The 20,598-nt window shown below is 64.4% G+C and carries 17 protein-coding genes and 4 pseudogenes; 15 read left to right on the top strand and 6 right to left on the bottom strand.

From position 1 onward, the window contains the following. Positions 1–267, bottom strand: coding sequence for a DUF4404 family protein (locus BAY1663_RS07710; protein WP_037039184.1), 267 nt, complete (start codon positions 265–267; stop codon positions 1–3). Between the two features lie 223 nt (positions 268–490). Here BAY1663_RS07710 and BAY1663_RS07705 point away from each other — a divergent pair, with 223 nt between their 5' ends. Further along, on the top strand, positions 491–1,192 hold the full coding sequence (locus BAY1663_RS07705) for a VacJ family lipoprotein (RefSeq protein WP_037039182.1): 702 nt from the start codon (positions 491–493) through the stop codon (positions 1,190–1,192). A 189-nt stretch (positions 1,193–1,381) separates the two neighbouring features. On the opposite strand, the gene BAY1663_RS07700 is transcribed toward BAY1663_RS07705, so the two are convergent. Next, on the bottom strand, positions 1,382–1,681 hold the full coding sequence (locus BAY1663_RS07700; RefSeq protein WP_037039178.1) for a PilZ domain-containing protein: 300 nt from the start codon (positions 1,679–1,681) through the stop codon (positions 1,382–1,384). Between the two features lie 196 nt (positions 1,682–1,877). Here BAY1663_RS07700 and rssB point away from each other — a divergent pair, with 196 nt between their 5' ends. After that, a complete protein-coding gene (gene rssB, locus BAY1663_RS07695; RefSeq protein ID WP_037039175.1) occupies positions 1,878–3,062 on the top strand; it encodes a two-component system response regulator RssB in 1,185 nt (394 codons plus the stop codon). Beyond that, positions 3,059–3,541 carry an anti-sigma factor antagonist RssC gene (gene rssC / locus BAY1663_RS07690; RefSeq protein WP_037039172.1) on the top strand — a complete coding sequence of 161 codons (483 nt, stop codon included), beginning with the start codon at positions 3,059–3,061 and terminating at the stop codon, positions 3,539–3,541. The genes rssB and rssC overlap by 4 nt, the downstream gene beginning before the upstream one ends. A 7-nt stretch (positions 3,542–3,548) precedes the next feature. On the opposite strand, the gene tal is transcribed toward rssC, so the two are convergent. The 4 genes and pseudogenes from tal to pncA all read right to left on the bottom strand — a co-directional run bounded on the left by tal (position 3,549) and on the right by pncA (position 7,652). Next, complete coding sequence (gene tal / locus BAY1663_RS07685) at positions 3,549–4,475, bottom strand: transaldolase (protein ID WP_037039170.1); 927 nt, start codon at positions 4,473–4,475, stop codon at positions 3,549–3,551. Positions 4,476–4,599: 124 nt separating this feature from the next. Beyond that, positions 4,600–5,609, bottom strand: a pseudogene (gene dusA, locus BAY1663_RS07680) (tRNA dihydrouridine(20/20a) synthase DusA). A gap of 138 nt (positions 5,610–5,747) precedes the next feature. Beyond that, entirely contained in the window at positions 5,748–6,860 is a 1,113-nt protein-coding gene (locus BAY1663_RS07675) for a CapA family protein (protein WP_037039168.1), read from the bottom strand. 168 nt (positions 6,861–7,028) lie between these two features. Then, complete coding sequence (gene pncA / locus BAY1663_RS07670; protein WP_218186653.1) at positions 7,029–7,652, bottom strand: bifunctional nicotinamidase/pyrazinamidase; 624 nt, start codon at positions 7,650–7,652, stop codon at positions 7,029–7,031. A 164-nt stretch (positions 7,653–7,816) separates the two neighbouring features. Here pncA and BAY1663_RS07665 point away from each other — a divergent pair. The 12 genes and pseudogenes from BAY1663_RS07665 (at position 7,817) to BAY1663_RS07610 (ending at position 20,430) form a co-directional block, all read left to right on the top strand. Continuing rightward, a pseudogene (locus BAY1663_RS07665) lies at positions 7,817–8,652 on the top strand (IclR family transcriptional regulator C-terminal domain-containing protein). 184 nt (positions 8,653–8,836) lie between these two features. Continuing rightward, positions 8,837–9,790 (top strand): helix-turn-helix domain-containing protein, encoded by a 954-nt coding sequence (locus tag BAY1663_RS07660; RefSeq protein WP_037039163.1) that lies wholly within the window; start codon positions 8,837–8,839, stop codon positions 9,788–9,790. A 218-nt stretch (positions 9,791–10,008) separates the two neighbouring features. Further along, positions 10,009–11,370: a benzoate 1,2-dioxygenase large subunit gene (gene benA, locus BAY1663_RS07655; RefSeq protein WP_037039248.1), complete on the top strand. Its 1,362-nt coding sequence runs from the start codon at positions 10,009–10,011 to the stop codon at positions 11,368–11,370. Beyond that, a complete protein-coding gene (benB, locus tag BAY1663_RS07650) occupies positions 11,371–11,859 on the top strand; it encodes a benzoate 1,2-dioxygenase small subunit (RefSeq protein WP_037039160.1) in 489 nt (162 codons plus the stop codon). Between the two features lie 9 nt (positions 11,860–11,868). Beyond that, a pseudogene (gene benC / locus BAY1663_RS07645) lies at positions 11,869–12,878 on the top strand (benzoate 1,2-dioxygenase electron transfer component BenC). Positions 12,879–13,032: 154 nt separating this feature from the next. After that, a complete protein-coding gene (locus BAY1663_RS07640) occupies positions 13,033–13,812 on the top strand; it encodes a 1,6-dihydroxycyclohexa-2,4-diene-1-carboxylate dehydrogenase (protein ID WP_037039158.1) in 780 nt (259 codons plus the stop codon). Between the two features lie 115 nt (positions 13,813–13,927). After that, complete coding sequence (locus tag BAY1663_RS07635; RefSeq protein ID WP_037039154.1) at positions 13,928–15,271, top strand: aromatic acid/H+ symport family MFS transporter; 1,344 nt, start codon at positions 13,928–13,930, stop codon at positions 15,269–15,271. A gap of 28 nt (positions 15,272–15,299) precedes the next feature. Next, complete coding sequence (locus tag BAY1663_RS07630) at positions 15,300–16,421, top strand: muconate cycloisomerase family protein (RefSeq protein WP_037039152.1); 1,122 nt, start codon at positions 15,300–15,302, stop codon at positions 16,419–16,421. A 14-nt stretch (positions 16,422–16,435) separates the two neighbouring features. Next, the gene (gene catC / locus BAY1663_RS07625; RefSeq protein ID WP_037039149.1) at positions 16,436–16,726 is read left to right on the top strand and encodes a muconolactone Delta-isomerase; all 291 of its coding nucleotides are present in this window, start codon (positions 16,436–16,438) and stop codon (positions 16,724–16,726) included. A gap of 64 nt (positions 16,727–16,790) precedes the next feature. Continuing rightward, positions 16,791–17,728 (top strand): annotated as a pseudogene (catA, locus tag BAY1663_RS07620) (catechol 1,2-dioxygenase). Positions 17,729–17,832: 104 nt separating this feature from the next. Beyond that, the gene (locus tag BAY1663_RS07615) at positions 17,833–19,059 is read left to right on the top strand and encodes a benzoate/H(+) symporter BenE family transporter (protein ID WP_037039146.1); all 1,227 of its coding nucleotides are present in this window, start codon (positions 17,833–17,835) and stop codon (positions 19,057–19,059) included. A gap of 99 nt (positions 19,060–19,158) precedes the next feature. After that, complete coding sequence (locus BAY1663_RS07610; protein ID WP_177325802.1) at positions 19,159–20,430, top strand: OprD family porin; 1,272 nt, start codon at positions 19,159–19,161, stop codon at positions 20,428–20,430. Positions 20,431–20,598: the final 168 nt, after the last annotated feature.

Genomic DNA, 20,598 nt, shown 5'->3' with positions numbered 1-20,598 from the left:
TCAGATTCCCATGTTCGCCAGGGTTTGCATGATGTTGCGCAGGGTCAGGGCCATGCTCGGATGGCTGACTTCGAAGCGCTCCACCGCCAGGTTGACGCCATCCACCAGCGAATCGTTGTACTCGGTCGTGCCCCGGGTCGCCAGGCGGGCTTCGATGTCCTGGGCGATCGCCTGCAGCGAAGCGCGCTCCTCATCGGTCAGCGGAGTGTCCTGGGCCAGTTGATTACGCAGTTCTTCGAGCTGCGACTGCAGATCATGTTCCGGCATATTGCTTCCCTCTCTGGACAACATGGATATGGACCTCGATGAGCAAAGGGTAAACCAGCGGTGCGGGGCTTGTCTGTTCCTTTAGAGCGGCAGGGCGACAGGGTTTATCCGCAGGATTCTGCAACGATGTGTTTCGTATCCGCGGCTGCCGAAAATGAAAATGGCTCTATACTGCGCGGTCTGCGTTGGCGCGTCGCACACATATTCAAAAGGGAGAGTTGCTATGCCTAATATCGCTACGGACTGGTTCGTCGTGCTCAGGGCCAGCCTGGTCGCTGCCGCCGCCGTGTTGGGTTCGACTTTCTCGCAGGCCGCCGAAGAGGACCCGTGGGAAGGCGTGAACCGCGCGGTGTTCCGCTTCAACGACACGGTCGACACCTATACTCTCAAGCCGTTGGCCAAGGGTTACCAGAAGGTGACGCCGGATTTCCTCGAGGATGGCATCGGCAACGTGTTCGGCAACCTCGGTGATGTGGTGGTGCTGACCAACGACCTGTTGCAGGGCAAGGTCCGCGATGCCGGCATCGACACCAGCCGCATCCTGTTCAATACCACCTTCGGCCTGCTGGGCTTCTTTGACGTGGCGAGCCGCATGGGGCTGCAGAAGAACGACGAGGATTTCGGCCAGACCCTGGGGGCCTGGGGCCTGGGTAGCGGGCCCTATGTCGTGTTGCCGCTGCTCGGCCCGAGCTCTGTGCGCGATGCCTTCGGCCGGGTGCCGGACGCCTTCCTCGAGCCCTATCCCTACATGGATCACGTGCCGACCCGCAACGTGACGCGGGCGGTGGACGTGGTCGACACGCGTGCCGGGCTGTTGTCGGCCGAGAAGATGATCACCGGCGACAAGTACATCTTCGTGCGTAACGCCTACCTGCAGAACCGCGAGTTCCGTACCCTGGACGGCCAGGTCGAAGACGACTTCTGAGCGGGGAAGGTCTGGCGCTATAGCGATGGGCCAATTCGCCTGGGGCAACGAATGATTGTGGCGCCTGATAGCTCGCATGTTGGGCTTCGCTTCCGCTCAACCCAACCTACGCGGGTCGAGATGCATCGCCTGGGTTGCGGCGTGCAGGTTGGGGCGGGGTGCGCAGCTTGAGGCGCGAGGCGCTCATCCTCAGGCCATCGCCAATATCGCCAGCCCCAGGCTTTGCCGGCCGTCGTCCAGCTGGCTGACGCGCACCACCTCGGTCTGTGCATCCAGCCCCTTGAGCGCGCTGTGCTCGGAAGGAATCAGTACCCGCAGCCGTTCGCCCGTCTGCAGCGCCGTCCGGGCGACGACCTGCATGCCGGTGCTGGACAGGTCGATGCAGGTTCCCTCCAGGCTGGTGCCGTCGATTTCCAGGGTCACGGCCGTTTCGATGTGCATGCGGATGAAATCGCGCTTTTCGCTGTAGTCCCGGTCGTTCTGACTCATGTTTTTTAGTCCTTTTATATATGGTTGCCGAGGTTCTTATAGTTCTCATCAATCCGGCCTGCAACGTGCCGGCCGGTCGGCTTGAAACCCCGATCGTATGGGAGTACCGTCTGCGCCTTGAAACGAACCCATGCCCGGCGTCCGCGCGGGGCCAATGCTTTCGCCAATCATCCTGGCGACACCGCCTGGTAGGAACATGCACAAACCAAGCGCGACGCTGCTGATCATAGATGACGACGATGTGGTTCGGGCCAGCCTGGCCGCCTATCTGGATGACAGCGGCTTTCGTGTCCTGCAGGCCGCCAATGGTCCACAGGGTATGGAACTCTTCGAGTCCGAGCAGCCCGACCTGGTGATCTGCGATCTGCGCATGCCGCAGATGGACGGGCTCGAACTGATTCGCCAGATCAGCGAGCGCCAGCTCGACCTGCCGGTGATCGTGGTTTCCGGTGCCGGGGTGATGAGTGACGCCGTGGAAGCGCTGCGCCTGGGCGCCGCCGATTACCTGATCAAGCCGCTGGAGGATCTGGCGATGCTCGAGCATTCGGTGCGTCGCGCGCTGGATCGCTCCCGCCTGCGGCTGGAGAACCGGCGCTATCGCGAGCAGCTGGAAACCGCCAACCGCGACCTGCAGGCCAGCCTGCACCTGCTGCAGGAGGACCAGGACGCCGGTCGCCAGGTGCAGATGAACATGCTGCCGGTGACGCCCTGGAGCGCCGACGGTTTCGATTTCGCCCACCAGATCATTCCGTCGCTTTACCTGTCCGGTGATTTCGTCGATTACTTCCGGGTGGACGAACGGCGTATCGGTTTCTACCTCGCCGACGTTTCCGGCCACGGTGCCTCGTCGGCGTTCGTCACCGTGCTGCTCAAATTCATGACCACGCGGCTGCTGTACGAGTCGCGTCGCGGCGGTACGCTGCGCGAGTTCAAGCCGTCGGAAGTGCTCGATCACATCAACCGCGGGCTGATCAACTGCAAGCTCGGCAAGCATGTCACCATGCTCGGCGGCGTGATCGATCAGGAGCGTGACGTATTGCACTACAGCATCGGTGGTCATCTGCCGATGCCGGTTCTGTACACGGGCGATAGCGCCCATTACCTGGAAGGACGCGGGTTGCCGGTCGGGCTGTTCGCCGAGGCGACCTACCAGGATTTCGAGCTGAAGCTGCCACAGACCTTCAGCCTGACCTTGCTCTCCGACGGCATTCTGGACCTTTTGCCCGGCGAGACACTCAAAGAAAAAGAGTCTGCGTTGCCCGGTCTGGTCACTGACGCTGGCGGCACGCTGGATGGATTACGTCGAGTCTTCGGGTTGGCCGAACTGGCCGACATGCCCGACGATATCGCCTTGCTGGTGTTGAGCAGGAACCTTGCATGAGTACTGGTAGAATCCAGTTCGCCGAGATGGATGGCACCTTTGTACTGAAGTTCGTGGGTGAGATCCGTCTGACGCTCTGTTCGGCGCTGGATGCGACAATCGAGAAAATCTTCTCGTCGCTGAACTTCTCCTCCATCGTCATCGACCTGACCGAGAGCCGCAGCATCGACAGCACCACCCTGGGCCTGCTGGCCAAGCTGTCGATCCTGTCGCGGCAGAAGGTGGGCATGTTGCCGACGCTGGTCACCACCCACCCGGACATCACCCGCCTGCTGCAGTCGATGGGGTTCGACCAGGTGTTCAATATCGTCAACACGCCGCTGCCGTGTCCGGAATGCCTGACCGACCTGCCGTCGCAGGATCAGTCGGAAGACGTGGTCAAGGCCAAGGTGCTGGAGGCTCACCGGATCCTGATGAGCCTCAACGAGTCCAACCGCGAGGCCTTCCATGACCTCGTCACCGCGCTGGAGCGTTCCTGACCGGAACTCAGGCCAGATCTGCCAGTAGCGCTTCGAGCTTCTCCTGATCCCGGGCGAACTGGCGAATGCCTTCGGCAAGCTTCTCCGTCGCCATGGCGTCTTCGTTCAGCCCCCAGCGGAAGGCCTTTTCATCCAGGCTGATGCGCGGTTCGGCTTCGCGCCCCGGCTCGAGCTTGCGTTGCAGCGTGCCGCTGGCCTCGGCGAGCTGGCCGAGCAGTTCCGGGCTGATGGTCAGCCGGTCGCAGCCGGCCAGCGCCTCGATCTGGCCGATATTGCGGAAGCTGGCCCCCATCACCACCGTCTGGTAGCCATGCGCCTTGTAGTAGTCGTAGATCCGGCTGACCGAACGCACGCCCGGGTCCTCGCTGCCCTGGTAGTCGCGGCCTTCGTGCTTCTTGTACCAGTCGTAGATGCGCCCGACGAAAGGCGAGATCAGGAATACGCCGGCCTCGGCGCAGGCGACCGCCTGGGTGAAGGAGAACAGCAGGGTGAGGTTGGTCTGGATGCCGGCCCGTTCCAGCTGCTCGGCCGCGCGGATGCCTTCCCAGGTGGAGGCGATCTTGATCAGGATGCGCTCGCGGCCGATGCCGGCCTGTTCGTAGAGGCCGACCAGGCGCTCGGCGCGCTGGATCATGGCTTGGGTATCGAACGACAGGCGCGCGTCGACCTCGGTGGAGATGCGCCCGGGGATCAGTTCGAGGATCTGCTTGCCCACCGCCACGGCGAACAGGTCGCAGGCCAGGCCGATGTCGCCCTGGCACTGCTTCATCGCATTGCCGAGCAGGTCGGCATAGCGCGGCATGGCGGCCGCCTTGAGCAGCAGCGATGGATTGGTGGTCGCGTCCACCGGTTTCAGGCGGGCAATGGCATCGATGTCGCCGGTATCGGCGACGACGGTGGTGAACTGCTTGAGTTGTTCCAGCTTGGAAGTCATGGAAAGGCGGGCTCCATCCTGTGAGTGACATGACCTTACCCGAGCCCATCGGCCCGCTCAACGGGCGCATGGGCGCGGATGCGCCTGGCCTTTGATCGAGTTGGCCGGCGAGCGTTCCGCGCGCTCAGTGCCCTTCCAGCAGCAGGATGGCCTGTTCCAGCAGGGCCAATGGATCGTTCGCCTTGTGGATGTCCGCCGAGAGCAGCTGGCGGAAGCGCCGGGCGCCGGGGAAGCCCTGGCCCAGCCCGAGCACGTGGCGGGTGACATGGTGCAGGGCGCCGCCCTCGGCCAGATGCCGTTCGATGTACGGGCGCAGATTGCGCAGCGCCTGGGCGCGGCTGATCGGTGCGGCCGTGCTGCCGAACAGTTCCTGATCGACCGTGCCAGCAGGTAGGGGTTGTGGTAGGCCTCGCGCCCGAGCATGACGCCATCGAACGTCCGCAGATGTTCCCGGCATTCGTCGAGTGTCTTGATGCCACCGTTGAGGACGATTTCCAGATCGGGGAAATCCCGCTTCAGTTGCGCCGCGACGTCGTAGCGCAGCGGTGGTACTTCGCGGTTCTGCTTCGGCGACAGGCCCTCGAGAATGGCGATGCGCGCATGCACGGTGAAGCTGCGGCAACCGGCGTCGCGGACCTGGCCGACGAAGTCGCACAGCTCGGCGTAGCTGTCGCGTCCGTTGATGCCGATCCGGTGCTTGACGGTGACCTCGATACCGACGGCATCGCGCATGGCCTTCACGCAGTCGGCCACCAGCTGTGGGTGGCCCATCAGGCAGGCACCGATCATGTTGTTCTGTACCCGGTCGCTGGGGCAGCCGACGTTGAGGTTGACCTCGTCATACCCGGCGGTTTCGGCGAGCTTGGCGCAGGCCGCCAGTTCCGCCGGCACGCTGCCGCCCAGCTGCAGCGCCAGGGGATGCTCGCTCTCGTCGTGGCGCAGGAAGCGCGCAGCATCGCCATGCAGCAGCGCGCCGGTGGTGACCATCTCGCTGTAGAGCAGGGTATGCCGGGAGAGCTGGCGCAGGAAGAACCGACAATGGCGGTCAGTCCAGTCCATCATCGGCGCGACGGAAAAGCGTCGGGACGGCGGCGTGGGGCGCGTGAGTGCTGGGGTGGCGGCTTCTTGGGGCATCGAATCGTGTCTGTTGCAGCGGGCCGGCCGGCTCCGCCGGCACCATCGCTTGGCATGGTGCGGGCGTGTCGGCATTTCGAGGGCGCGTAGTCTAGCAAGAAAGCCTCTGCCCGAACCGCCGGTTGCCGAAAGACGGCATCAGTGATGCGTGGCCGGCCAGGTCAGCGTGAAGCTGTCGTTGGTGGTCGGCTCCAGGCTGCAGCCGAAGCGTGCCGAGTCCCGGCTGAGTACCTGGCGCAGCCAGTCGCGCTCCTTGGCGTCGGGCTGGGTCAGGCGCAGCCGGGCGCGCTTGATCGGCAGCAGTTCCAGAGCGGCCAGCCGGCCGTCGGCATTCAGGCTGGCGAAGTAGAGCAGGCCCAGGTCGCCACGATAGTCGTCATGCCCGTCGATGCCCTCGTAGTCGTTCAGCAGGTCGCCGCAGCCGTAGGCGATCAGCCGCTCGCGGTAGACTTCCAGCGCCTTGACGTGATGCGACGAGTGGCCGTGGATGAGGTCGACGCCGGCTTCGTCGATCAGGTCGCGGGCAAAGCGGGTCTGCTCCTCGTGCAGTCCGAAATCCCAGTTGCTGCCCCAATGCAACGAAACCACCACCAGATCCCCGGGGCGCTTGCGCGAGCGAATGCGCTGGGCGACGCGGCGCAGGGTACGCGTGGACAGGTCGGGCAGCCAGGCGACCCCCGGTTCGTGGGCATCGGCTGCCCAGTCAGGCGGCACGCCGCTGTCGCGCGTGGCGTAGGCGAACACCAGCATGTTGCGACCGTTGGGTAGGGGCAGGACCGCGGGCGTTTCGGCCGCGCTGTCGTTCGGGCCGGCACCGGCGTGGCGGATGTGGTGGTTGTCGAGGGTTTCCAGCGTATCGCTGAGGCCGGCTTCGCCCCAGTCGAGCACGTGGTTGTTGGCCAGCGAGCAGCAATCGATTTCGGCCACCTCGAGGATGCCCATGTTGCCCGGGTTCATCCGGTAGTGCAGGCCATGCGGGCGGGGTTCGCCACGGCTGGTCAGCGAGGTTTCGAGATTCGTCAGGCGTACGTGCGGCCGTCGCGAGCTGAGTGCGTCCAGGGCGATGCCCCAGGGATAGGCATAGTCGACGGTGCTGGGAATCCTGCCGCTCTTTTCTTCGGCCAGGCGCACATAATCGCCGGCATGCTGCACATAGGGCTCGTATATGTGCGGGTCGCCCCGCCGTGGCAGGATCTGGTCGATACCGCGTCCGCACATCAGGTCACCGGCGAAAAAGAGCTTCGTGAGCATGGCGAACTCCTTCGAACAATCGGGATCGGCTCACCTTCGTAGCACGAGCCCGGTTTGCCCCAACGGCCGGCGGACCCGCTAACCATCCCGAGGCTAACCATAGTAGAAGAGCGGTCGGGCCTCATGACCATTGATCCGTTAAGCCGCGGCCGGCGACTGGCGGGCCGCTCAGCGAAGCTCGACGCCGGCGGCGGCCATCTGCGTCAGTGCCGCGGCCACCGAGCCCTGCACGTCGAGGCCGCGACAGGCATCCTTTAGCACTGTCACCGCGAAGCCTTCGCGGCGTGCATCGAGCGCGGAGTAGAGCACGCAGTAATCCAGTGCCAGGCCGCAGAGGAAAAGCCGTTCGAAGCCACGTTCGCGCAGGTAGCCGCTCAGCCCGGTGGGCGTGGCCCGGTCGTTCTCGTAGAACGCCGAGTAGGAGTCGATCGCTGCGCGATAGCCCTTGCGCAGCAGCAGTTCGGCGTGCGTTGCCCGCAACTGCGGATGCAGCTCCGCGCCGACGCTGCCCTGGACGCAGTGATCCGGCCACAGCGTCTGCAGGCCGTAGGGCGCCTCGATCTGCTCGAACGGACTGCGCCCGGCATGGCTGCTGGCGAAGCTGTGGTGGTTGGCGGGATGCCAGTCCTGGGTGAGCACGACGTGGGCGAAGCGTTCGCACAGCCGGTTGATCGGGGCTATCACGGCCTCGCCGTCGGGAACCGCCAGGGCGCCGCCGCTGCAGAAGTCGTTCTGCACGTCGATGATCAGCAGCAGGTCGCGCTCGTTCGCATCGGACAGGTACATGGGCATCTCCGCTCGCTTGGATCCGGTCACCGGAAGAGTGCACCGAGCATACACCTTGTAAAACCTGCATCGAGCCCGGCCCGCCCGGGGTGGGATATGCTCAGGGCGTTACGATTATCGAGCGCTACGTTCGATAATCGCCTGAAGCTGTCTTCGCACGGGAATGAGCCATGGACGAGAAGCGCACCCCTATACTGGCCCCGCCACCGGCCGCGCCGTCGCCGGCCCGACGCATCGAGCAGTTCGCCGGCGATCCCAATTTCATGTCGTCGCTGGCGCGGGGCTGGCGGTGGTCAATGCCTTCCAGGAACGCAAGCGCCACCTGACCATCGCCCAGATCAGCCACCGCACGGAGATACCGCGCGCGGCGGTGCGGCGCTGCCTGTACACCCTGATGCAGCTGGGCTACGTCACCACCGATGGGCGGACCTATTCGCTGCTGCCCAAGGTCCTGACGCTGGGCCATGCCTACCTGTCCTCGACGCCGCTGGCGGTATCGGCGCAGCCGTTTCTCGACCGCATCAGCGAGCAACTGCACGAGGCCTGCAACCTGGCCACGCTGGAAGGCGAGCAGGTGCTCTACCTGGCGCGCTCGGCGGTTCCGCAACGGCTGATTTCGGTGGACCTGAGCGTCGGCAGCCGGCTGCCGGCCTATTGCACCTCGATGGGACGAATCCTGCTGGCGGCCAGAACCGACGAGGAGTTGCGCGACTACCTGGCCCATGCCGACCTGCAGATGAAGACCAGCCGCACGCTGTACACCCCCGAGGCACTGCTCGAATGCCTGCAGCAGGTGCGGGCGCAAGGCTGGTGCATCGTCGACCAGGAGCTGGAGCAGGGCCTGCGCTCGATCGCGGTCCCGGTCTACGACTCCACCGGCCACGTGCTGGCCGCGATGAACGTCAGTACCCATGCCGGCCGCGTCTCGGCGGGCGAGCTGGAAAAACGCTTCCTGCCGATTCTCCAGGCGGCCAGCGCCGACCTGAGCAGCCAGTTGTTCCGGTAAAAAGCGTTCGGTCACCGAACGGCCCGGGTGTCGGCCCTTGGTCGAATCTCCTATGCTTCGTCCAGCCGATATCACTGGCCGTGAGTCGATTCGCGTGCGTACCGCTTGCCTGTGCGTGACGAGGACGGCGCCGGGCGAAGTCGCAGCGTCGGCGCAACTATAAAAATTATGCGAGTGCCTTGTGATGGATAGTCTGCTGAAAGCCAAGAGCAGGATTTTCGAGCGTGCCGACCCGCATGCCGTTTCGGAATACGTCAACCAGCATGTGGGCTCGCACTGCATTCGCCTGCCGCGCACGGGCAGCCCGCAGGCCAGCCTCAGCCACCGCACGTTCGGCAAGCTCGACCTCTGCCGGATCAGCTACGGCGGCAGCGTCCATGTTTCCTCGCCGGCGCTGGAGACCATCTACCACCTGCAACTGCTGCAGCGCGGGCATTGCCTGTGGAAGGGCAATGGCCAGGAACACTACTTCACCCCTGGCGAGCTGTTGCTGATCAATCCGGACGATCCGGTCGACCTGACCTATTCCGACGATTGCGAAAAGCTCATCGTCAAGTTGCCGGCCTCGGTTCTGCAGACCGCCTGCAGCGAGAACCACTGGCAGGCGCCGAGCAGCGGAGTCCGCTTCACCAACAATCGCTACAAGCTGCAGCAGCTGGAGGGCTTCGACAGCCTGCTCGGGCTGATCTGCCAGGAAGCCGAGGCCGAGCAGAGCGTGCCACAGATCCAGGAGCAGTACAGCCGCATCATCGCCGGCAAGCTGCTGTGCATGCTCGCCAACAACGTGTGTCGCGAGCCGCTGGGCGACAGCTGCCCGTCGTTCGGGCGCATCAGCGACTACATCGACGAGCATCTGAAAAAGGACATTTCCGTGGAGCAACTGGCCGAGCTGGCCAACATGAGCCTGCGCTCGCTGTACATGCTGTTCGAGCGCAAGGTCGGCACCACGCCCAAGTCCTATATCCGCCGGCGCAAGCTGGAGCAGATCCACGGCCGCCTGAGCGACCCCTCGGCCAAGGTCCGCAACATCACCGAGATCGCCATGGACTATGGCTTCCTGCACCTGGGGCGGTTCTCGGAAAGCTACAAGAGCACCTTCGGCGAGCTGCCCTCCGACACGCTGCGTCGCCACCATTGAGTCCCCCTCGAGCCGCTGTCCGTAACGGATGGTGGTTCCTTTTTTCTTCGTCCTCCCTCCGCCGCCCGTTCCGCGCGGCGGGCCTTGCCCTGTCCGTCGTGCGGCGTCACGCCACATTGCAAAAAGCGGATAGAGATCCTGCAGAAAACGGATATTGATGCCGTTCCCCGCGCCGTAGCCTTCATCACGTGGAAACAATAACAATGGAGGCCCCGGCCATGTCCCTGGGAATCGATTACCTTGATTCGCTGCTCGAAGAAGACCAAGAGAAGGGCATCTTTCGCTGCCGGCGCGAGATGTTCACCGATCCGCGCTTGTTCGAACTGGAGATGAAGCACATCTTCGAAGGCAACTGGATCTATCTCGCCCACGAAAGCCAGATTCCCGAGAAGAACGACTACTACACCACCCAGATGGGCCGGCAGCCGATCTTCATCGCGCGCAACAAGGACGGCGAGCTCAACGCCTTCATCAATGCCTGCAGTCATCGCGGCGCGATGCTGTGCCGCTTCAAGAGCGGCAACAAGGCGACCTACACCTGCCCGTTCCACGGCTGGACCTTCAACAATTCCGGCAAGCTGCTCAAGGTCAAGGACCCCAAGGAAGCCGGCTACCCGGACAGCTTCGATTGCGACGGCTCGCACGACCTGAAGAAGGTCGCGCGCTTCGCGTCCTATCGCGGCTTCCTGTTCGGCAGCCTGCGCGAGGACGTCGCCCCGCTGGAAGACTTCCTCGGCGAATCGAGGAAGATCATCGACATGGTGGTCGACCAGTCGCCGGAAGGCATCGAGGTCCTGCGCGGCGCTTCCACCTACGTCTACGAAGGCAACTGGAAGCTGCAGGCCGAGAACGGCGCCGACGGCTACCACGTCACCGCCGTGCACTGGAACTACGCCGCCACCCAGCAGCAGCGCAAGCTCAAGGAGGCCGGCGACGACATCCGCGCCATGAGCGCCGGCGGCTGGGGCAAGAAGGGCGGCGGTTTCTACTCCTTCGAGAACGGTCATCTGCTGCTCTGGACCCGCTGGGACAATCCCGAGGATCGTCCGTTGTACGCCCGTCGCGAGGAAATGATCGCCGAGTTCGGCCAGGCCCGCGCCGACTGGATGATCGAGAACTCGCGCAACCTCTGCCTCTACCCGAACCTGTACCTGATGGACCAGTTCGGCTCGCAACTGCGCATCGCCAAGCCGCTCTCGGTGGACAAGACCGAAGTCACCATCTATTGCATCGCGCCCAAGGGCGAGAGTGCCGAGGCCCGTGCGCGGCGCATCCGCCAGTACGAGGATTTCTTCAACGTCAGCGGCATGGCCACTCCCGACGACCTGGAAGAGTTCCGCGCCTGCCAGCAGGGCTTCGCCGGCCGGGCGATGGAATGGAACGACATGTCCCGCGGCGCCAGGCACTGGATCGACGGTGCCGACGCAGGCGCCCGGGAAATCGACCTGCAGCCGCTGATGAGCGGCGCGCGTACCGAGGACGAAGGGTTGTTCGTCCTGCAGCACCACTACTGGCAGCAGCAAATGCTCAGGGCGGTGAAAGCCGAGAACGAACGACTGATCCACGTGGAGGGCGCGTGAATGACCATCTCCTACGAAGCCGCGCGTGACTTCCTTTATCGCGAAGCGCGCTACCTCGACGACAAGGACTGGGACGCCTGGCTGGAACTCTACGCCCCCGATGCCAGCTTCTGGATGCCGGCCTGGGACGACCGCGACCAACTGACCGAGGACCCGCAGAGCCAGATCTCGCTGATCTGGTACGGCAACCGCAGCGGCCTGGAGGACCGGGTCTTCCGCATCCGCACCGAGCGTTCCAGCGCGACCATCCCGGACACCCGGACCTCGCACAACATCAGCAACCTGGAGCTGCTCGAGCAGGCCGATGGCCTCTGCCGGCTGCGCTTCAACTGGCACACCCTGAGCTTCCGCTACAAGACCGTCGACCACTTCTATGGCACCAGCTTCTACACCCTCGATGTGCGTGGCGAGAACCCGCTGATCAAGGCCAAGAAGGTCGTGCTGAAGAACGACTACATCCGCCAGATGATCGACGTGTACCACCTGTGAGGCGCTGCCATGACCTACAAGATCGCACTGAACTTCGAAGACGGCGTGACCCGCTTCATCGAGAGCAACATCGGCGAAACCGTGGCCGATGCCGCCTACCGCCAGGGCATCAACGTCCCACTGGACTGCCGCGACGGCGCCTGCGGTGCCTGCAAGTGCTTCGCCGAAGCCGGCCGCTACGACCTCGGCGACGACTATATAGAAGATGCGCTCAGCGAGGGCGAGGCCGGGCAGGGCTACGTGCTGACCTGCCAGATGCGTGCCGAGAGCGATTGCGTGATCCGCGTGCCGGCCTCCTCGCAGGTGTGCAAGACCGAACAGATCAGCTTCGAGGCGGCGATCAGCGATGTGCGCCAGCTGTCCGAGAGCACCATCGCGCTGTCGCTCAAGGGCGACGCGCTGAGCCAGCTGGCGTTCCTGCCGGGACAGTACGTCAACCTGCGCGTGCCCGGCAGCGACCAGACCCGCGCCTACTCGTTCAGTTCGCTGCCCAAGGATGGCGAAGTCAGCTTCCTCATCCGCAACGTGCCGGGCGGCCTGATGAGCAGTTTCCTCACCAACCTGGCCAAGGCCGGCGACAGCCTGATGCTGGCCGGGCCGCTGGGCAGCTTCTACCTGCGCGACATCAAGCGGCCGCTGCTGCTGCTCGCCGGCGGTACGGGGCTCGCGCCGTTCACCGCCATGCTGGAGAAGATCGCCGAGCAGGGCAGCGAACATCCGCTGCACCTGATCTACGGCGTGACCCACGATCGCGACCTGGTGGAAATGGAGAAGCTCGAGGCCTTCGCCGCGCTGATTCCCAACTTCAGCTACAGCGCCTGCGTCGCCAGCCCGGACAGCGCTATCCACACAAGGGCTACGTCACCCAGCACATCGAGCCCAGGCACCTCAACGACGGCGAAGTGGACATCTACCTCTGCGGTCCGCCGCCGATGGTCGAGGCAGTCAGCCAGTTCATCCGCCAGCAGGGCCTGCAACCGGCGAACTTCTACTACGAGAAATTCGCCGCCAGCGCCTGAGGCTAACCACGGCACGCCCCGTAGGAGCGGGCCATGCCCGCGAAAAGGGGGGCCGGCACGCCGCCAGATGCCCGGATTACCGCAGCGAAAAGCTTCGCGAGCAAGCTCGCTCCTACAGGGGGTTGTGCGTCGCTTCGACCACGAGGAAAGGTAGATGAACAAGCGTTTCCATAACAAAGTCGCCGTGATCACCGGCGCCGCCCAGGGCATCGGCCGCCGCGTGGCCGAGCGTGTCGTCGAAGAGGGCGGCCGACTGGTGGCCGTGGACCGCTCCGAGCTGGTCCACGAGCTGGCCGACGAGCTGGGCGGGCAGGGCCCCGAGGTGCTGACGCTGACCGCCGACCTCGAGCAGTTCGCCGATTGCCACCGCGTGATGGCGGCGGCGAAGGCACGTTTTGGCCGGCTCGACATTCTGGTCAACAACGTCGGCGGCACCATCTGGGTCAAGCCGTTCGAGCATTACCAGGAGCACGAGATTGAGGCCGAGGTACGCCGCTCGCTGTTCCCCACGCTGTGGTGCTGCCACGCCGCCTTGCCGCACATGCTGGAACAGGGCGCCGGCACCATCGTCAACGTGTCGTCCATCGCCACCCGCAGCCTCAACCGCGTGCCCTACGGGGCGGCCAAGGGCGGCGTCAACGCGCTGACCGCTTGCCTCGCATTCGAGAACGCCCAGCGCGGCATCCGCGTCAACGCCACCGCGCCGGGCGGCACCGAAGCGCCGCCGCGGCGCATCCCGCGCAACGGCGCCGAGCAGAACGCGCAGGAAAAGGTCTGGTACCAGCAGATCGTCGATCAGACCGTCGAGTCCAGCCTGATGAAACGCTACGGAACCCTCGACGAGCAGGTCGGCGCGATTCTCTTCCTCGCCTCCGACGAAGCCTCCTATATCACCGGCGTGACCCTGCCGGTGGGCGGTGGCGACCTGGGGTGACGCTTCACCTGTAGAAGCCGGCTTGCCGGCGATCAGCCGTTCCCCGGCGCCTACGCAAACATCGTCAGCCGCTTCGACGCGTGTTCACAACAACAATAAAAGAGAGAGCCTTGCCATGCGCAAAGTAAACGTCCACGACATCATCGATAACGCCCGCTTCAGCGGGTTCCACTGGCTGGTCATGTGCCTATGCGCACTGCTGCTGATCTTCGACGGCTATGACCTGTTCATCTACGGCGTGGTCTTGCCGGTGATCATGAAGGAGTGGGGCCTGACCCCGCTGGAGGCCGGTGCGCTCGGCAGCTACGCGTTGTTCGGCATGATGTTCGGCGCGCTGTTGTTCGGCACCCTGGCCGACCGCATCGGCCGCAAGAAGGGCATCGCCATCTGCTTCCTGCTGTTCAGCGGGGCCACGGTGCTCAATGGCTTTGCCAGCACGCCGGCCGAATTCGGCATCTTCCGTTTCCTCGCCGGCCTCGGCTGCGGCGGGCTGATGCCCAACGTGGTGGCGCTGATGAACGAATACGCGCCGAAGAAGCTGCGCAGCACGCTGGTGGCGGTCATGTTCAGCGGCTATTCGCTGGGCGGCATGTGCTCCGCCGGGCTGGGCATCTACATGCTGCCGCGCTTCGGCTGGGAGACGATGTTCTTCGCCGCCGCCGTGCCGCTGCTGCTGTTGCCTCTGATTCTCTGGAAACTGCCGGAGTCGGTGGGTTTCCTGGTACGCCAGGGCCGCATCGAACAGGCACGCGCGCTGCTCGACAAGATCGACCCGGACCGCGGGCTGACTGCCGGCGACGAGCTGGTGCTGGTCGACGTCAAGGGCAAGAGCGCCTCGGTGCTGGAGCTGTTCCGCGACGGTCGCAGTGTGCGCACCCTGTCGATCTGGGTGGCCTTCTTCTGCTGCCTGCTGATGGTCTATGCGCTGGGTTCCTGGCTGCCGAAGCTGATGGCCAACGCCGGCTACAGCCTGGGTTCGAGCCTGTCCTTCCTATTGGCGTTGAACTTCGGCGGCATGTTCGGCGCGATTCTCGGCGGTTGGCTGGGTGATCGCTTCAACCTGGCCAAGGTGGTGGTGCTGTTCTTCGCCCTGGCGGCGGTGTCGATCAGCCTGCTCGGCTTCAAGACGCCGATGCCGGTGCTCTACACCCTGATCACCGTCGCCGGCGCCACCACCATCGGCACGCAGATCCTGCTCTACGCCAGCGCCGCGCAGTTCTACGGCCTGTCCATCCGCTCCACGGGCCTCGGCTGGGCGTCGGGCATCGGCCGCAACGGCGCCATCGTCGGCCCGCTGCTCGGCGGTGCGCTGATGGGCATCAATCTGCCGCTGCAACTGAATTTCATCGCCTTTGCCATACCGGGCGCGATCGCCGCCCTGGCGATGACCGTCTTCGCCGTCTCCAGCAAACGCAGCGGCGCGGCCGCGGCGGTGGTGCTGTCGGCGGCGAAAGCCTGATCACCGAACCAGAAATCCGGGAACTGATATGAGCCACAGCCTGATCGAAAGCATCGAAGCGGTCATCGTCGACCTGCCGACCATCCGTCCGCACAAGCTGGCGATGCACACCATGCAGCAGCAGACACTGGTGGTCATCCGCGTGCGCTGTGCCGACGGCATCGAGGGCATCGGCGAAGCCACCACCATCGGTGGCCTGGCCTACGGCAACGAGAGCCCGGAAAGCATCAAGCGCAACATCGACAGCCACCTGGCGCCGCTGTGGGTCGGCCAGGATGCGGCCAATATCAATGCCGCCATGCTGCGCCTGGACAAGGCAGCCAAGGGCAACACCTTCGCCAAGTCCGGGTTGGAAAGCGCCTTGCTCGACGCCCAGGGCAAGCGCCTCGGGTTGCCGGTCAGCGAACTGCTCGGCGGTCGCGTGCGCGACAGCCTGGAAGTCGCCTGGACCCTGGCCAGCGGCGATACCGCGCGGGATATCGAGGAAGCCGAGCGCATGCTCGATAGCCGTCGCCACCGCATCTTCAAGCTGAAGATCGGCGCCAACCCGGTGAACGACGATCTCCGGCACGTGATCGCCATCAAGCGGGCACTGGGCGAGCGTGCCAGCGTGCGTGTCGACGTCAACCAGTACTGGGACGAGTCCCAGGCCATCCGTGCCTGTCAGGTCCTCGGCGACAACGGCATCGACCTGATCGAGCAGCCGATCTCGCGGATCAACCGTGCCGGCCAGGTGCGCCTGAACCAGCGCAGCCCGGCGCCAATCATGGCCGACGAGTCCATCGAGAGTGTCGAGGACGCCTTCAGCCTGGCGGCCGCCGGCGCGGCGAGCGTGTTCGCCCTGAAGATCGCCAAGAACGGCGGGCCGCGTGCCGTGCTGCGCACCGCGCAGATCGCCGAGGCGGCGGGCATCGCGTTGTATGGCGGGACCATGCTGGAAGGCTCGATCGGCACCCTGGCATCGGCGCATGCCTTCGTCACCCTGAACCGGCTGACCTGGGCCACCGAGCTGTTCGGCCCGCTGCTGCTGACCGAGGAAATCGTCAGCGAAGCGCCGCTCTACCGCGATTTCCAGTTGGAAGTGCCGCGTACCCCCGGCCTCGGCCTGACCCTGGACGAAGAGCGCCTGGCGTTCTTCAGCCGTAAATAAGAGGAGAACCCGACATGCTCTTCCACGTGAAGATGACCGTGAAACTGCCGCCGGACATGGACCTGGCCAGCGCTGCCCGGCTCAAGGCCGACGAGAAGGAACTGGCCCAGCGCCTGATGCGCGATGGCACTTGGCGCCACCTTTGGCGAATCGCCGGACAGTACGCCAACTACAGCCTGTTCGACGTCGCCAGCGTGCAGGAACTGCACGACACCCTGACGCAACTGCCGCTGTTCCCCTACATGGAGATCGAGGTGCAAGCGCTCTGCCGCCATCCCTCGTCGATCCGCGAAGACGACACCTGATTCTGGGGCCGTGGCGCCCCGCTAGCCAATCCCGTAACGACAAGTACAAGACGAGGCCTGAGCCATGACTGTGAAAATCTCCCACACCGATGCCATTCAGGGCTTCTTCAAGGAAGCCGCCGCTACGCCAACGACAACGGCAGCAGCCGCATGAAGACGGTGATCAACCGCATCCTGTGCGATACCGCGAAGATCATCGAGGATCTGGAGATCACCCAGGACGAATTCTGGAAGGCGGTGGACTACCTCAACCGCCTCGGCGGTCGCAACGAGGCGGGGTTGCTGGTGGCCGGCCTGGGCCTGGAGCACTACCTCGATCTGCTGCAGGACGCCAAGGACGAGGAGGCCGGCCTCGTCGGCGGCACGCCACGAACCATCGAAGGCCCGCTGTACGTGGCCGGCGCGCCGATCGCCCAGGGCGTGACCCGCATGGATGACGGCAGCGAAGATGATGTCGCCACCCCGATGTTCCTGCAGGGACAGGTCACCGACACGGACGGCAAGCCGGTCGCCGGTGCCACGGTGGACCTCTGGCACGCCAATACCCAAGGCAACTATTCATACTTCGACAAGAGCCAGTCGGACTACAACCTGCGTCGGCGCATCGTCACCGACGAAAATGGCCACTACCGCGCGCGCAGCATCGTGCCGTCCGGCTACGGCTGCTCGCCGGATGGCCCGACCCAGGAGGTCCTGGATCTGCTGGGCCGGCATGGGCAGCGCCCCGCCCATCTCCACTTCTTCATCTCCGCGCCGGGCCATCGTCACCTGACCACCCAGATCAACCTGTCCGGCGACCAGTACCTGTGGGACGACTTCGCCTATGCAACGCGCGATGGATTGGTCGGTGACATTCGCTTCATCGAGGATGCCGAGGCCGGCCGTGAGCGCGGCGTGCAGGGGCGTTTCGCCGAAGTGGATTTCGATTTCCAGCTACAGCGGGCGCCGGCACCGGAAGCCGAGCAGCGCAGCAAGCGTCCGCGCGCGCTGCAGGGCGCCTGAAGATCGCCGGTCGGTGGTGCATGCCGTGCCACCGTCGCCCGATACCTGCAACAATAGCGGTCCGGATACCGTCACGGATCGCCTGGCCTGTCTTGCGAGGCGACATGAAAGCATTGCTGAAGGACTTCTCGCTCTCCGCCGTGGTCGCCGGTTTCATCGCGACCGTGATCTCCTATGCCGGCCCGCTGGTGATCATTTTCCAGGCCGCCAAGGCCGGGAACATGCCACATGACGTGCTTTCGTCATGGATCTGGACGATCTCCATCGGCAGCGGCGTACTCGGCATCCTGCTCAGCCTGCGCTACAAGGTGCCGATCGTCATCGCCTGGTCGGCACCCGGCTCGGCGCTGCTGGTGACCCTGCTGCCCGAGATCACGCTCAACGAGGCGGTCGGCGCCTATATCGTCAGCAGTCTGGTGGTGCTGCTGGTCGGTCTGTCCGGCGCGTTCGACCGGATCATCAACCGGCTGCCGGCCGCCATCGCCGCCGGCATGCTCGCCGGCATCCTGTTCCGCTTCGGCACCGGGCTGTTCGTCTCGGTCAGGGAGCAACCGTGGCTGGTGTTGGCGATGTTCGCCACCTATCTCGTGTTCAAGCGGGGCATGCCGCGCTATGCGGTGCTCGCGGTACTGGTCGTCGGTGTGGCGATCGCCATCGCCTCGGGCGAGCTGCGCAGCGATGCGCTGGTGATCGGACTGGCGACACCGGTGTGGATCGCGCCGGAGTTCAGCTGGCAGGTGATGCTCAACATCGCCTTTCCGTTGATCATGGTGGCACTGACCGGGCAGTTCGTACCCGGCATGGCGGTGCTGCGCAACGATGGCTACGGTACGCCGGCCAGCCCGCTGATCAGCAGCAGTGCGCTGGGCTCGCTGCTGCTGGCGCCGTTCGGCTGCCACGGGCTGAACCTGGCGGCGATCACCGCAGCGATCTGTACCGGCAGGGAGTCCCATGAAGATCCGGCCAAGCGCTATGTGGCCGGCGTGTCCGGCGGTGTGTTCTACCTGCTGCTGGGCCTCTTCGGCGCGACGCTGGTGTCGATCTTCAGCGCCTTTCCCGCCGCGCTGATCGCCGCGCTGGCCGGCCTGGCCCTGCTGGCGGCCATCGGTGGTGCGCTGAGCAGCGCGATGGCCGTAGCGCAGGATCGCGAGGCCGCGCTGATCACCTTCCTGGTCACCGCGTCGGGGATGTCCTTCCTTGGTCTGTCGGCGGCGTTCTGGGGGCTGATCTTCGGTATCGCCGCGCACCTGCTGCTGGGGCTGCGGCCTACACCGGGGCCTGCGGCAATACCTCGACCAACCTGCGCCGAAGGAGAACAGCCGGCCCGCTGAATCCGTCGGCTTAGCGATTCATTCGACCACTGCTTTTTCACCGGCTCATTCCGGGGGAGCGGTTGCGTGCACCCAAAACAACAACAAGAGACGAGCCACATGATTCAGAAACCAATGTTCACCCGGATCACCCTCACCCTCGGCATCGCTTGCATGCTGTCGGATGCGATTGCCGCCGAGAGCGGCTTCATCGGGGATGCCTCCGCGACGCTGCAGGCGCGCAACTATTACTTCAGCCGCGATTTCTCGGACATCGTCGGCCCCAACCAGCAATCCAAATCCGAAGAGTGGGCGCAGGGGTTCGTCCTCAAGGTGAACTCCGGCTATACCCAGGGGCCGATCGGGTTCGGAGTCGATGCCATCGGCATGCTCGGCATCAAGCTCGACAGTGGCGGTGGCCGGGTCAATACCGGCCTGCTGCCGACCGGCAGTGATGGCAAGGCGCAGGATGACTACAGCCGGCTGGGTGCCGCGCTCAAGGTGCGGCTGTCGCAAACCGAACTGAGGATCGGCGAGCTGACGCCGAACCTACCAGTGCTCGCCTTCAGCGATATTCGCCTGTTGCCGCCGACCTACCAGGGGGCCAGCATCGTCTCCAACGAAGTCGCCGGACTGACGCTGCAAGCCGGCCAGTTGCGCTCCGGAAGCCTGCTGAACGAGGCCGGCGACGGCGAGATGTTTGCCAAGCTCGGTCATACGCCGCAACTCGGCGCCGGCTTGAGCAGCGACCGCTTCAACTATGGTGGTGCGGACTACACCTTCAACGACAAGCGCACCTCTGTGGGTATCTGGTATGCGCAGCTGGAGGATATCTACGACCAGCGCTTCTACAGCTTCAAGCACAGCCAGCCAATGGGCGACTGGGTGCTGGGTGCCAATATCGGTTTCTACGATTCGCAGGAGGATGGTGACCGGCTGCTTGGCGCTATCGACAACCGGGCGGCGTTCACACAGCTCTCGGCCAAACGTGGCGGCCATACCTTCATGATCGGCTATCAGGCCATGTTCGGCGACGACGCGTTCCCGCGGGTCTTCAATAACATCGCACCGCTGGGCAACGAAGTGCCGACCTATGAGTTCGCCGGTGCCGACGAACGTTCCTGGCAGCTGCGTCATGACTACGATTTCGCCGCATTGGGCATTCCCGGGTTGGTGACCACGGTGCGTTACATCAAGGGCGACAATGTCGATAGCGGCCTGGGCTTCGAAGGCAAGGAGTGGGAGCGCGATCTGGACATCGGCTATACCGTGCAGAGCGGTCCGCTGAAGAACGTCGGTATCCGCGTGCGCAACGTGGCGGCTCGCTCGAACTATCGCAGCGACATCGATGAGAATCGTCTGATTCTGAGCTATACGCTCAGGTTGTTCTGACAGACTGCCTGTAGAACGGGAGGTGCGTATTGCCCGGACTATTTTCGCTCCGTTGGAAACAAACGGTTGACGGGGGAAATCAGGTCCCTATAATGCGCACCACTTCCGGCGCAGTCATCAAGCAAAACCTCTTGTAAATCAAAAGGTTAGCGAAATAAAGAGGTTGCG

This window comes from Pseudomonas sp. BAY1663 (genome assembly GCF_000582595.1).
Lineage (GTDB): Bacteria > Pseudomonadota > Gammaproteobacteria > Pseudomonadales > Pseudomonadaceae > Stutzerimonas > Stutzerimonas stutzeri_AF.
Note: the sequence above shows the minus strand (reverse complement) of the source record. Positions and strands in the feature narration are given on the sequence as shown.

What these genes read in the sequence shown, in the direction of transcription:
- pncA (WP_218186653.1), bottom strand. Translation starts at nt 7,652, where the DNA reads ATGCCCATGTACCTGTCCGATGCGAACGAGCGCGACCTGCTGCTGATC.
- rssC (WP_037039172.1), top strand. Translation starts at nt 3,059, where the DNA reads ATGAGTACTGGTAGAATCCAGTTCGCCGAGATGGATGGCACCTTTGTA.
- BAY1663_RS07640 (WP_037039158.1), top strand. Translation starts at nt 13,033, where the DNA reads ATGAACAAGCGTTTCCATAACAAAGTCGCCGTGATCACCGGCGCCGCC.
- tal (WP_037039170.1), bottom strand. Translation starts at nt 4,475, where the DNA reads ATGACTTCCAAGCTGGAACAACTCAAGCAGTTCACCACCGTCGTCGCC.
- BAY1663_RS07610 (WP_177325802.1), top strand. Translation starts at nt 19,159, where the DNA reads ATGATTCAGAAACCAATGTTCACCCGGATCACCCTCACCCTCGGCATC.
- catC (WP_037039149.1), top strand. Translation starts at nt 16,436, where the DNA reads ATGCTCTTCCACGTGAAGATGACCGTGAAACTGCCGCCGGACATGGAC.
- BAY1663_RS07675 (WP_037039168.1), bottom strand. Translation starts at nt 6,860, where the DNA reads ATGCTCACGAAGCTCTTTTTCGCCGGTGACCTGATGTGCGGACGCGGT.
- BAY1663_RS07615 (WP_037039146.1), top strand. Translation starts at nt 17,833, where the DNA reads ATGAAAGCATTGCTGAAGGACTTCTCGCTCTCCGCCGTGGTCGCCGGT.
- BAY1663_RS07700 (WP_037039178.1), bottom strand. Translation starts at nt 1,681, where the DNA reads ATGAGTCAGAACGACCGGGACTACAGCGAAAAGCGCGATTTCATCCGC.
- BAY1663_RS07660 (WP_037039163.1), top strand. Translation starts at nt 8,837, where the DNA reads ATGGATAGTCTGCTGAAAGCCAAGAGCAGGATTTTCGAGCGTGCCGAC.
- BAY1663_RS07630 (WP_037039152.1), top strand. Translation starts at nt 15,300, where the DNA reads ATGAGCCACAGCCTGATCGAAAGCATCGAAGCGGTCATCGTCGACCTG.
- benA (WP_037039248.1), top strand. Translation starts at nt 10,009, where the DNA reads ATGTCCCTGGGAATCGATTACCTTGATTCGCTGCTCGAAGAAGACCAA.
- BAY1663_RS07635 (WP_037039154.1), top strand. Translation starts at nt 13,928, where the DNA reads ATGCGCAAAGTAAACGTCCACGACATCATCGATAACGCCCGCTTCAGC.
- BAY1663_RS07705 (WP_037039182.1), top strand. Translation starts at nt 491, where the DNA reads ATGCCTAATATCGCTACGGACTGGTTCGTCGTGCTCAGGGCCAGCCTG.
- BAY1663_RS07710 (WP_037039184.1), bottom strand. Translation starts at nt 267, where the DNA reads ATGCCGGAACATGATCTGCAGTCGCAGCTCGAAGAACTGCGTAATCAA.
- rssB (WP_037039175.1), top strand. Translation starts at nt 1,878, where the DNA reads ATGCACAAACCAAGCGCGACGCTGCTGATCATAGATGACGACGATGTG.
- benB (WP_037039160.1), top strand. Translation starts at nt 11,371, where the DNA reads ATGACCATCTCCTACGAAGCCGCGCGTGACTTCCTTTATCGCGAAGCG.